The organism is Ketobacter sp. GenoA1 (assembly GCF_003671475.1).
In the GTDB taxonomy this organism is placed as follows: domain Bacteria; phylum Pseudomonadota; class Gammaproteobacteria; order Pseudomonadales; family Ketobacteraceae; genus Ketobacter.
Genome location: NZ_RCHM01000009.1, coordinates 45,500 through 58,311, shown reverse-complemented (window position 1 = coordinate 58,311; position 12,812 = coordinate 45,500). Strand labels below are relative to the sequence as shown.

Sequence of the window (12,812 nt, the reverse complement as noted above, 5' to 3'; positions counted from 1 at the left end):
CATCGGACCAACAGGCAGTAACCGACAAACTCTGCTAAACCTAATAAAAAAACAACCAATAATACGGCTCCAGGGTAATCCCTTATCCAGCATGTCCCAACTGATCATCCGCACCGATAACCTGATCATCACCGATCCCGCGTTAAAGCACGAGATCGAAGACGTGCTGAGCTCCGGTTTCAGGCTGCTGCGTTTTCCCGATTATCTGGAACAGCACTTCGCCCGCAGCTACCGCAAGCTGGCGCTCAAGAACATGCTCTCCAACGCAGTCTATCTGCTGGGGCTCTATCTGGTGATGGGCATTGTGGTGTTCATTCAGTTTGCGGATCAAGAGAAAGGCTGGTTCACCGGGGCCTATATTATTACCGGCATCGGGCTGGTGTTTATCAATGTCTGTGCCCGCCTGCCCATCATGGATCGTGCTTTCCACTGGTATACCGGAATCACTGCCATGGTGATTCTCACCTCGATCATGGTGAGCGCCACCACCATCACCGATCCGGTGGGGCTGGCCGGTATCCACGCCATCAATATCTATGTGGTGATCATTGTCTACGCCATGTCGAAAATGCGCTTCTTCAATACCGTCATCTGGTGCCATTTGGCGGGGCTCACCACCCTGCTGATGACCCGCGCCTTTGACCTGCACTACACCCAGTTCGAGTTTCAGACCTTTTTTGTCTTTGCCAATGTCATCGGTATGGGCATCGCCTACATTATCGAACACCGGGAAAGGGCCATGTTTCTACAGGGCCTGCTACTGGACATCGACAAAGCGGAAAAAGATTTATTGAATCAGTACCTGGAGCGATTGTCGCGGGAGGATTCCCTCACCGGGCTGGCCAATCGACGCTATTTCGACGAGCGCCTGAAAATGGAATGGCATCGCTGCCTGCGCGAGAACAAACCGCTCTCGGTGATTCTGTTGGATATTGATTACTTCAAACAGTACAACGACCATTACGGCCATATGGCAGGGGATCATTGCCTGGTGGAGGTGGCCCGCGCCCTGAAGAAAGAGGCCAGCCGCCCTGCTGAGCTGGTTGGCCGCTATGGGGGGGAGGAATTTATTCTGCTGTACCCCAACATTGATGCCACCCAGATCAAAAACACCTTGGTGCGCATCCAGCAACGCCTGCTTGATTTACACATTCCCCACGAAGGTTCTCAGGTCAGGAAAGTGGTAACCGCCAGCCTCGGTGCCGCCACCGTGTATCCGGTGAAAACGCTGGATCCGGAAAAACTGGTGAGTGCCGCCGATCAGATGCTCTACAAATCGAAAGAAAACGGCCGCAATGGCTGGTCCAGCACCCAGCTGTCCCATTGCGAGCCGGAACAGCAGACCCTGATCAATCTGGGTTAACCCCCCCTTGGTCGCCCCGCCCCGGCATAGTAAGATGCCTGCCCGGCACAATAATAAAAACAGAGGTCTGGCATGAAGCGAATTCTGGCGATCACCGCCTGCGTGGTACTGGTAGCAACCGCTCTTTTCTGGTGGACCGGATACGTCAGTTCGGCCCGGCAAGCCCCGCCTGCGGCTGGCTCCGACCCGGCACCGGACACGCCCGGCTTCCCTGCAACCGGAACTTCGCCAACGGCACAGCATCATCCGTCCGCGCCCCAAAGCGGCCCCTACCGGGTACAGATCGAAGGCGCCAGTCTGCAAGTGGATGCCCAGGGCAATCTGGTACCGGCCCCTCAGGTACGTCAACTGTTCGATACCCTGGCCCGTCAGCAGGGGCAGATACCGGCTGATTTGTGGAAGGATTCCATTCTGGATGCCTATCGCGACCAATTGGGAAACACCGCAACCCAACAATTGGAAACCCTGCTCAAGCGCTATGTGGAATACAACCTGGCCTTGCAAATGCTGCCCATGGACGGTGTGGCGAGCCTGGCCGGGGCGCTGGATCATGTACAACAGATTCGGGATGAGTATCTGGGTGAAGCCAGCACCGCCCTGTTCCGCGACTGGCAACAGATGGAATCCTTTACCGAGCAATATGTGATGCAGGTAGTCAACAGCCGGGATGTGGTGCAACTGCGGCAAACTCTGCAAGAACAGGTTTATGCCTTACCGGCCAGCGTACAACCACGCGCCCAGAAAGTACTGGATCAAAGTCAGGATCTGTTCGCGGCCCTGCCTTCGGCGCAGACGGATTCCGCCACACTGCAAAGTATCGCCGAGCAAACGGCCGCCCTGGCCCTGATGCAACCGGATTTCACCTTCGGCGAGCCCAGCGCGGAATTCATGGAGCAATACCACCAATACAACTCAGCCAAACAGCGCCTGCAACAACAGGACACCATCACATCGGAAGACGACCCCAGGTTGCAGCAACTGCGGCAGGAATATTTCTCCGGCAGCGACGTATTGCGGGTAAAAACACTGGACCGGGCGCAGATGTATTAAGCAGCATCATTCGGGCAAGCTACTGGTATCCACCCAGTAGCGATTGATACGCGCCAGTGTATTGACAAAATCCGTGTACACGATGGGTTTGGTGACGAAACTGTTGGCACCGATTTCATAACAGGTGTTGATGTCTTTGGGAACAGTGCTGGTGGTAAGAATCACCACCGGAATTTTTCGCCAATCCGGATCAGACTTCAATTGCCTGAGCACTTCAACCCCATCGATGCGCGGCATTTTCAGATCCAGCAAAATCAAATCGGGAAATTCCCTGTCCCGGTCCCGTTCATGCAACATCGCGATAATGTCCTCACCGCCCGGCAATCGGAACACACGGTTTTCCGGATTGAACATCAGCAAGGCATCCACAATCAGATCCGCGTGATCATCATTGTCTTCAACTATCAGAATATCAATCGCTTTCATTCTGCTCCTCCCGGTTGGCTTGCGGCGCCGGAAAGCGTAGGAAAAATGTTGACCCCACCCCCGGAGTTGATTGTAACACCACCGTACCCTGATGTTTTTCCATGATTGCTTTTACGATGGCCAGGCCCACACCAGTGCCTTCACCTAACGAGGCATCCAGCCGCTCAAAGATTCGAAAAATCCGCTCATGGTGACGGCTCTCAATGCCCAATCCATTATCCCTCACTGCCACCTGGGTGCCGCTTTGATTCGGGGTGCATTCGATTTCAATACGCGGCGGACGTTCCGGATGCCGGTAATGCACGGCGTTTTCAATCAGATTCTGCAGGCACTGAACCAGCATCTGCTCGTTGGCGTACACCGGCCCATGAGCAGCCTCCAACACCAGCTCACACCGGCTCTCCTGTAACTGCGTGGATAAGCTGTCCCTTACCTTATCCACGCAATAGGTCAATTCACACCACTGACGCTCTACCGGGGCCTTCACGATCCGCGACAATGACAACAGATCATTCAATAAATCCCCCATATGATTTACATTCGCCAGCACCCGTTGCATGCGGTGGGTGTTCTTCGCATCCAACTGCGTCGCCATGTCCCGCAACACACTCTGGGTAAATCCACCGATGGTTACCAATGGTGATTTCAAATCGTGGGCTACCGTGTAGATGAACCGTTCCATTTCGTCGTTTTTTTCCACCAGCGTCTGATTGGTTTTCTGCAAATGCAATTGCAGATTCCGGGCCTCGGTCATATCACGAATAATCGCGGCAACCCCGTTAATACGCTGTTGAGAAATAACGATGGGTGAAAGGGCTACCGACGCATAGCAGGGTTCATCCCCTCGGGCTTCAGACCGGTTAAGCCGAATCGTCACCGGTTCAACCTTCCGCCCCTGGCAAACAGCTTCAAATGCTCGCTGCAACGGCTGGATTGAGGTATCCAGAGGCCCGCTGGTGTAAACAATATCGGTGAGTTTATGCTCTGCGGCGGCGTCAGGCTGCCACCCCAACAGGGTGAGCGCGGCCTGGTTGCAGGACATCACCCGCCCGTTGCAGTCCAATCCCAGAATAATATCACTGGAGCCGCGCACAATGGCTTCGAATTGCGCACGCACTCCCAGTTCCGCCATGCTCTTTTTGCTGAACAGCCAATACAATACCAGCAGCGCAAGCACCACCAGTAATAACACGGTATCGATCAAAAGCAGGTTGACCTGGCGTTTCCACACCAGTGACGCCAACGCCGAGATGCGCATGGCCGACACCAGGGTAAGATGACGCACACCAGCCCCCTCCGGCAGGAGTATATCCTGCTTCAGCGCGAAGTAACGTTCATCCGGGTGTTGTGGACTGCCCACCCTGAAAAACTGACGATAGGCGATCTCCTGCGGTGATTCCTCGTAGGACGATTCCCAGGATTCGTTCAGCCCGTACTCAAATTCAAAATTACGGGTGGGGTCGGGGTGCAGCAGGAACTGGCCGTTCTCATTGAGCAGGAACACGGCCAGATCCCGGCTTACGGATTTGACCAGGGCATCGAACATGGCCTGAAGCTTGAAGTTGACCACGATCATGCCAAACTGCCGGCCGTCAGTATCGTATACGGCCTCCACCACACGATAAGTGGGCCAGGCAGGTTGCTCTATAACACCCCATTCCCGATTCAGGTTGATGCTGGAGAAATACACTTCGCCGGGCTTCAGGTTCAGGCTTGCCTGGAAATAATCACGGTCGCCCTTAACCTGTAACTGGGCATCCGGTATCACCTCAACACCTTGCCCGTCCTGGTTTACCCGCACCAGCTCACGACCATTGTCCGCCAGGCCAATGTAGCGGATCTGAGCAATATTGGGGTTATTGCGGGCGTAAGCAGAAAAGATGGTTTGCAGGCGGCTGACCCAGACCGGGTACGGTGTCGCCTCCCGCGGATCAATGCCGGCGTGTTGAGTTGCCCGCACAATGCCCTGTACCGGTGGCGTGGCGTGCAGGAATCGCACATGGCGTTCGGAGTCCAGCACGCTGCCCCGAACCACGTCTGCCTGCAACTCCGCAATACTCACCAGGTGTTCGGCGGTATCACGGTAAACCGACGTCTCCGCCCGTTGATAGGAAAACCAAACCAGTAACAGGAAAGCGAGAAAGACGGTGATCAGACTGGCAGCAAATCCTTTGTTGTCCAGATAAAACGTTGTCACAGGTCACATGGCCTTATGGAGACATCCTGACCTGAGTATAGAAGCCCTGCGCCGCGCTTCCAATGTCCGGCTTTTTACGATTCGACTCAGTGATTATTGTCTAATAGGGCACCAGCTCCAGAACATTGGCTACAAAGCGTTCCATATCGAAATCACCGGGCTGGGCACTGAAACCAAATCGAACAATGACCACATCACGGGACGGCACCGCCACCACATAGCGATCGAACGAACCGGCGAAGGCAAACGTATCCGGTGTTAAGCTTGGGAACAGGTTCTGCCCCAGATTCAGCCAGATGCCGGCCCCGTAATCGTAATTGGTAACACTGGGGGTCAGAGAATACGCCACCCACTGCGGAGACAAGACCGGCTCGCCGTTGAGCTCACCTTCGTGCATGTACAGCGAAGCCAGTGCCGCCCAGCCCCGTGTGGTAAGGTACACACCTTCCCCCAATAAAGGGGTCTCACCATCGGGTGAAAATTCCAGTACGAAATTTTCATCCAGATTCCAACCGGGATCAAACCACTGCTCCTGCCGCACCAGCGCACTGGCAATGTTCATATAATCGCCGCTGGAATAATTGAACGTGGTATTCGGCTCCCGGGCATAGGGCTTGATGGCGGCATAGGCTGCCGGATCGGCAGTATTGTAAAACATTTGCCCCTGATCGTTGTTGTCACCAAGGGACGCCTCGTTCCACAACAGACCACTGCTCATCCTGAGGCTGCTGTCCCAGGTAATGGCCGCCCGTTGATCCAGCTCCCAGCCGGGCAACAACAGGGCATCCTGCACCGCCAGCTGACTTTGCATTGCCAATCGACCCACCAGCAGGTTGGCAAAGCTCTTGGACATGGAGAAGCCCTTGAGGGGGGAATCGGGACCCAGGCCATCCCGATAGGCTTCAGCAATCACCTGATTGCCGTACAACACCAACATGGCGGTGGTGTGCTCCGGGGCTCCCACCGCTATTACCGAATCCAGATAGCGCTGTAACGCAGAATCCGGATTGGTCTGATCCACAAAGCCGGTTGCAGGAACGGCCGGGGCGGAATAGGTCGCGGAGGGTAAGGGTGTGGCACCGTATTCATTGCGGCAATCCACGGAGGTCGTATCTGTGAGGTGACGGGCCGTTTTGGTACTCAACCAGGGAAACCAGAAACTGTTCACCCGCACCTGGCCCGGCTCCAGTGTCACTTTCCAGCTGGGTTGAATGAGGGGGGCAACGTTGGTGACATAACCCACTGCGGCCCCTTGTTCATAGCCTTCCAGCCATAGCGAAGCACACACGTTTTTTGCCACATAACGCCCCAATAGAGGCAAATCCTTGGCGTTATCACATCCAGCTAATAAGCACGCCAGGAATACAAACATCCCTGTTTTTCTGATCATGACATCCCCAGTTGTCACTTCCCCATATTTCATCGCCAACTTTAATAACATTGCGGTGCGGACACAACCCGTAAGGAGTCGTGACGGCGCAATTGGCCATAATGGACATATGGGGCCGCTGGATTACAGAATGCATACAGTATTTGAGTTCATTTTTGATTCCATTATGGTTATTTTTATTCATATGCGAACAATAACGAAAACATAATCGCTGATGCGACCAAGGAGAGATCACCATGGCCCAAGTGCCACTGAGGGATGGAGAACAACTCAATGTTATTCGGCTGGGGCGGGGCAAGCCGGTGGTGCTGTTACACGGCTTTGGCTCCCGAGGCTCCCACTGGATTCCCAACGTACTGCCCTATACCCACCAGTTTGAATTTTTTCTACCGGATTTACGTGGTTTTGGCCGCTCCCATCACGCCAATCTCGACAACCTGGACGTCTTTGAGACCTACGCCAACGACGTCCAGGATCTGCTGGATCATTTCCAACTGGATGACGTCGTGCTGGGGGGTGTATCCACGGGGGCCTACACCTGCCTCACCTACAACCAGGTACATGGCTTCGACCGCATCGGCAAATACCTCAACATCGAACACGGTGCCAACAGCGCCCATTGCCCGGGCAAAGCCAATGGCATTTTCGGCGCACAACAGGCTGAATTATTCCAGCGTTTTGAAGAACTGCTGCAGCTCGCCAGGGAAGCCGGCAACGACGTGGGTTACTGGCAACTGCCCACTGAGATTCGGGAACGGTTCCGCGATACCGTGTCCCTGATCTATTGCATTGCCATGTATCGTGGCCTCACTCAGCGGGTGATTGAGTTGGCCGCCCGCTATGCCGAACCCCTGTTGACGCGCCACATGATGCCCGTTGAGAAATGGCAAACCTATCTCAACGTGATGCAGGCCTTTATGCACGGCCGCGACACCCGCCAGACCTTATCCGCGATCCAGGTACCCACCACGTTGATGATGGGGCGGCAATCCCGCTACTTCAGCCTGGAATCACAGCAGGAGCTGGCAGACCACATTCCCCACGCCAGAGTCGTCATTTTTGACAAGGCCGGACACGCCCCCATGGTGGATCAACCGATTAAATTTCAACGGGAATTTGGGCGCTTCCTTAAAAGCGGGGATTAAAAAAGCCGTTTTTAGAAGCAAACCTTTTTAAAGAGTGGCGGAAACAGAGAAATTTTCCGCCTGCTCCCGTTTCCCCTTTCCTCCCTTCAATCCTTTTCTACACTGAATAAGCAAGCCCGATTTTTCAGGATTCCACGACCCACGTAAAAAGGACTGAACATGCGCGTCAATATGCCGGTGACCCAAAAAGAGGTCAAGCTGGCCCCAGGCCAAACCATCGTATCCAAAACCAACCCCAAAGGCGTTATCACCTACATCAACCGGGATTTCATCGAAATCAGTGGCTACTCGGAAGCGGAGTTGATCGGGCAGGCTCACAACCTGATACGGCATCCGGACATGCCACAAGCCGCATTCAAAGATCTGTGGGCTACGGTACAGGCCGGCAAACCCTGGCGTGGTATGGTGAAGAACCGCTGCAAGAACGGCGACCACTACTGGGTGGAAGCCAACGTCACCCCGGTCTGGGCCAATGGCGAAGTGGTGGAATACATGTCGGTGCGCCACGCCCCAACGGCACAGCAGGTGCGCGACGCCGAGGCGCTTTATGCGCGCCTGAACGCAGGCGAGAACGTGGAGCCAGCACCCCAGGAAAAACTGTTTAATTACTTTCGCCAATTGCCCCTGAATGCCAAGCTGGGCTGGATCGTCGGCAGCTTCGCAGCGGTCATGGTAGCTGATTATCTGGTTAGCGGTCAGGCTTTGCCCTGGCCCTATCTGCTGACCCTGGGCCTCGGCGTGTTCGCCCTGTTCCAGTTCCTGCAGCGCTGTGTCATCAATCCCATGCAGGTCGCCTCGCAATCCCTGCTCAAAATCAGCAGCGGCAACTTTGATGTCAATCTGCCCATTGATCAAAACGATGAGACGGGGCGAGTGCTGCAGGGCATGCAGTGCATGAAAATAAAACTCAACTTTGAACTGGAGAATACCCAGCGCATCGCCAGCGAAGCACTGAGGGTTAAGAACGCATTGGATGTGTGTAACACCAATGTGATGTTGGCCGATCAGGATTACAACATCATCTACATGAACGCATCCCTCGACAGGATGATGAAAGTCGCCGAGCCTGACCTGAAAACAGCGCTACCCAATTTCGATGCTGATAAACTGATGGGCTGCAACATGGACATGTTCCACAAAGACCCATCACATCAACGCAAGATTCTGGATCAGGCCAAATCCACCCACAGCCAGGAAGTAAAAGTAGCGGGCCGCACCATCGTCATCACCGCAACCCCGGTGTTCGATGATAAAAAGCATCGCCTGGGAACGGTCATCGAGTGGTTGGATCGAACCGAGGCCCTGCGCGCCGAAGAAGAGCAGCAACGTATTGAACAGAAACGACTGGACGCCGAACGCAAGATCGCTGATGAAAACGCCCGCATCCGGCAGGCACTGGATTCGGTGTCCGCCAATGTGATGGTGGCCGATACCGACCTCAATATTGTCTACACCAACCAGGCCGTACTGGACATGATGCGCAATGCGGAATCGGACATTCAGAAAGAACTGCCCCGCTTCAGCGTCAATAAATTAATGGGGGCAAACATCGACATTTACCACAAGGATCCCAGCCATCAACGCCGCCTGCTGGGGTCGCTGAAGGAGCCGGTCAGCTCCGGATTCGTATTGGGTGGGCGTCATCTGCATGTACACGCCAGCCCGGTGAGTAACGATGCGGGTGAACCCATCGGCACCGTGGTGGAATGGCAGGATCGTACCGAAGAAGTGGCCATCGAGAAAGAACTGGATCATATGATCCGATCCGCTGCCATTGGCAATCTTTCACAACGGGCCACCACCCAAGGGCGCAGCGGCTTCTTCCTGGGCCTGAGCCAGGGCATTAACCAGTTGCTGGATATCTGTGAAGACGTGGTCAGCGAAATGGTTAACGTCATGGAAAAAATGGCCGAAGGCGATTTACGCCAAACCGTCAACAAGGAATACGAGGGTGAGTTCGGGCGCCTGAAAGACAACGTCAACAACACCATTCACCGACTGGTAACCATCGTCGGTGAAATCAATGAAGCATCGGCATCCGTATTACAGGGTGCCAATGAAATTGCTCATGGTAATGCCGATCTCAGCCAACGTACCGAAGAACAGGCTTCATCCCTGGAAGAGACCGCCTCCAGTATGGAAGAGATGACCAGCGTGGTAAAACAAAGCGCCGACAATGCCCGCCGGGTTGAAGAACTCTCCAACGTTACCCGCACCAACGCCACGCGCAGCGGTGAGGTGGCGCAAAAGGCGGTTGACGCCATCAACGCCGTCAATGAAAGCAGCAAGAAGATTGCCGACATCATCAGCGTGATCGATGAAATCGCGTTCCAAACCAATCTCCTGGCGCTGAATGCCGCGGTGGAGGCCGCCCGCGCGGGTGAACAGGGCCGGGGCTTCGCCGTGGTGGCCGGAGAAGTGCGCAATCTGGCGCAACGTTCCGCCAACGCCGCCCGCGAGATCAAGGAACTGATCAGCCTGAGCGTCAGCCAGGTGGAAAACGGCACTACCCAGGTCCAGGAATCCGGACGCATGCTCAATGAGATCATTACTTCCATAAACGATGTCAGTAAACTGATTTCAGAACTGGCGCAATCTTCACAGGAACAGACATCAGGAATCGAACAAGTGAATGTGGCGGTCAGCCAGATGGATGAAATGACTCAGCAAAACGCCGCGCTGGTGGAGCAGGCCTCCGCCGCCAGCGAGGCCATGGCTGACCAGGCTCGCCGACTGGGAGAACAAATCGCCTTCTTTAAAATCAGTTAACAGCCGGGCACTATGTGACTCAGCAATTGATGACTGGTATTAACTGGGGGCGATGAATGACCCGTCGCCCCAGGTGAATAAGGAGGGTATGGTTACTCATTAGAAGAGCCAGCATTGCGACAATCCATTGCAATGAGGTAATCGGGTTGGTGTTGAAATTTGCAGATTGATAAAAAATAACGGCAATGCAATAAGCCGACACAGTAGCCCATGACATGATAAAACCCGCCCAGAAACGATTGGTCTCTTTGATAACAGCACCCAGTGTGGCAACGCAGGGGGAATAAAGCAATACAAAGAGCAAATAGGAAAACGCACCGGCTGCACCATTGAATAAGGTGCTCATCTTTGTGAGTGTGGTTAACGTAACACCTTGTTCTTTTGCTGCAATATCTTTATTCGTAAATTCGTTGACCTGAATTCCCAGGGGATCGGCTATTTGAGCCGACAGATTCCATAAATTCTTGGGCACACTCCCCATAGCTTCGCGCAAAGTGTTCGTGATATGTGCTGGATCCGGCGGTTGCCTGTGACTTTGTGTTTGATCCAATCGGGTATAAAGGGAATCCAGCGTCCCTACGACCACCTCTTTTGCGAATAAACCGGTAAAAAGTCCAACGGTAGCGGGCCAGTTGTTCTCATCCACTCCCATGGGCTTCAGAATCGGTGTAATTTGTTTGCCAATGGTACTTAATATCGAGTGGTTGTTCTGGTTGCTGTAAAACCGACCATCGGTACCCATACTGCTCAATAGGTTCATTAAGAACGCTACAATAACAATGGCTTTTCCGGCTCTTAGCATAAACCCTTTTAATCGCTGCCAGGTATGCAGATAGATGCCGCGAGCGGTAGGCAAATGATAGTTCGGCAGTTCGAGAATAAATGGCGTTGAATGGGTTTTTATCAGAAATTTTTTTAGAATCAAACCTGTTAACAGGGCAAGACCAATGCCGGACAAATACAATGCAAACACTATATTCTGACCGTTTTCAGGAAAGAAGACAGCGGCAAATAGAACGTAGACGGTTAAACGGGCACCACATGACATAAAGGGTGCCATCATAATGGAAAGTAGACGGTCGTTTTGATGATCCAGCGTTCGCGATGCCATCACTGCGGGTACATTACACCCAAAGCCGACAATTAAAGGCACGAAAGCTTTGCCGGGAAGCCCCATACTCACCATCAGGCGATCAATGATAAAAGCGGCGCGGGCCATATAGCCAGAGTCTTCCAGAAAAGACAGAAACAGGAACAAACATGCAATGGTGGGTATAAACGACGCAACCAACTGAATGCCACCACCCACCCCATTTGAGATCAATACGATCAACCAGTCAGGGCTGTTCACCGCGCTTAGAAGTAACGCTGTACTCTCTACAAATAGGGCTTTTGCAATGCCATCGAATAATTCAATAAAGGCACCCCCTATATTGATAGTGAACAGAAACAAGCTGTACATGACACCAAGAAAAATTGGAAAGGCCGACCACCGGTTCAGCAATAATTGATCCAGCTGCCATGCTGGCCTGGAATCATCATTTAAGTGTTGGTGACAGCAGGCTTGAACAATATTATCAATCTGTTGATATCGGTCGCTGGCCGTGACCTGAGTAAAATCATTACCGGCCGTTCCTGCTGGGCTTGCCCAATACAAACTGACTACTTCTTTCAGTGCACTAATACCCTGACCCTTACTGGCATTAGCGGGCACTACCGGACAGCCAAGCGCATCGCTTAAGGCGGTGCAATCAATGTTGATATTCTGGCTTGTAGCAACATCCACCATATTCAAGACAACGATAACTGAATGGCCGTTGGCGAGTAGTTGAGTGGTTAAAAATAGGCTCCTCGCCAAACAACTGGCATCAATCACATTGATCAACAGGTCATGGTTACGTTGCTCTAGGTATTTGCGTGTGATTTGGGTATCTAACCCTGTGTCTCCCTCGGGCTCGTTAAGATCGTACAATCCAGGGAGGTCAATGAATTCAAACACACGATCGTCAATGCGGGCCTGGCCGGACTTCTGTTCAACTGTAACACCGGGCCAGTTTCCTACTTTCTGGTGAGCGCCGGTAAGGGCGTTAAATACGGTGGTTTTACCACTGTTCGGGTTACCGACCAAACTGATTTTGGGCATCTTTCTCATCGTTTAATGACCCTTAAGCCTGATGCCTCCTGCTTGCGTAAGCCTAAGCTGAAACCCCGCAGTCGAATTTGCATTGGGTCACCTAAGGGTGCTATTCGCTCCACACAGAACCAGGTACCCACCGTAAGCCCCATGGATTCAAGATGCTGTTGGTAATCATGTGGTACATCACGGTACTCAACAAGCTGGGCTGATTCTCCAGGTTTTAATGAACAGAAAGAAATAGTCATGGTAGGAGCCTATCGGGCAAATGATAATGAGAACTATTATAATATGACTTGTGTGATGGTTGTGTTGATCTAAATCAAGAGCGGTACACA

At 53.1% G+C, this 12,812-nt stretch carries 9 protein-coding genes; 4 read left to right on the top strand and 5 right to left on the bottom strand.

Annotated features, from left to right (window positions below; translation table 11 throughout):
• Positions 1 to 91 precede the first annotated feature (91 nt).
• The gene (locus D9N13_RS01665; protein WP_290585087.1) at positions 92 to 1,363 is read left to right on the top strand and encodes a diguanylate cyclase; all 1,272 of its coding nucleotides are present in this window, start codon (positions 92 to 94) and stop codon (positions 1,361 to 1,363) included.
• Between the two features lie 72 nt (positions 1,364 to 1,435).
• Positions 1,436 to 2,413: a hypothetical protein gene (locus D9N13_RS01660; protein ID WP_290585085.1), complete on the top strand. Its 978-nt coding sequence runs from the start codon at positions 1,436 to 1,438 to the stop codon at positions 2,411 to 2,413.
• 6 nt (positions 2,414 to 2,419) lie between these two features.
• On the opposite strand, the gene D9N13_RS01655 is transcribed toward D9N13_RS01660, so the two are convergent.
• From D9N13_RS01655 to D9N13_RS01645, 3 genes are all read right to left on the bottom strand, one after another.
• Positions 2,420 to 2,839 (bottom strand): response regulator, encoded by a 420-nt coding sequence (locus D9N13_RS01655; protein WP_290585083.1) that lies wholly within the window; start codon positions 2,837 to 2,839, stop codon positions 2,420 to 2,422.
• Positions 2,826 to 5,036: an ATP-binding protein gene (locus D9N13_RS01650; RefSeq protein WP_290585080.1), complete on the bottom strand. Its 2,211-nt coding sequence runs from the start codon at positions 5,034 to 5,036 to the stop codon at positions 2,826 to 2,828. The genes D9N13_RS01655 and D9N13_RS01650 overlap by 14 nt, the downstream gene beginning before the upstream one ends.
• A gap of 100 nt (positions 5,037 to 5,136) precedes the next feature.
• The gene (locus tag D9N13_RS01645) at positions 5,137 to 6,426 is read right to left on the bottom strand and encodes a serine hydrolase domain-containing protein (RefSeq protein WP_290585078.1); all 1,290 of its coding nucleotides are present in this window, start codon (positions 6,424 to 6,426) and stop codon (positions 5,137 to 5,139) included.
• Between the two features lie 236 nt (positions 6,427 to 6,662).
• Here D9N13_RS01645 and D9N13_RS01640 point away from each other — a divergent pair, with 236 nt between their 5' ends.
• A complete protein-coding gene (locus D9N13_RS01640; protein WP_290585076.1) occupies positions 6,663 to 7,571 on the top strand; it encodes an alpha/beta fold hydrolase in 909 nt (302 codons plus the stop codon).
• A 159-nt stretch (positions 7,572 to 7,730) separates the two neighbouring features.
• Entirely contained in the window at positions 7,731 to 10,340 is a 2,610-nt protein-coding gene (locus D9N13_RS01635) for a methyl-accepting chemotaxis protein (RefSeq protein ID WP_290585074.1), read from the top strand.
• Positions 10,341 to 10,359: 19 nt separating this feature from the next.
• On the opposite strand, the gene feoB is transcribed toward D9N13_RS01635, so the two are convergent.
• Together feoB and D9N13_RS24285 are read right to left on the bottom strand one after the other, a co-directional pair.
• Positions 10,360 to 12,492, bottom strand: coding sequence for a ferrous iron transport protein B (gene feoB, locus D9N13_RS01630; RefSeq protein ID WP_290585072.1), 2,133 nt, complete (start codon positions 12,490 to 12,492; stop codon positions 10,360 to 10,362).
• On the bottom strand, positions 12,489 to 12,722 hold the full coding sequence (locus tag D9N13_RS24285) for a ferrous iron transport protein A (RefSeq protein WP_411268115.1): 234 nt from the start codon (positions 12,720 to 12,722) through the stop codon (positions 12,489 to 12,491). Before D9N13_RS24285 ends, feoB begins: the two co-directional genes overlap by 4 nt.
• Positions 12,723 to 12,812 lie beyond the last annotated feature (90 nt).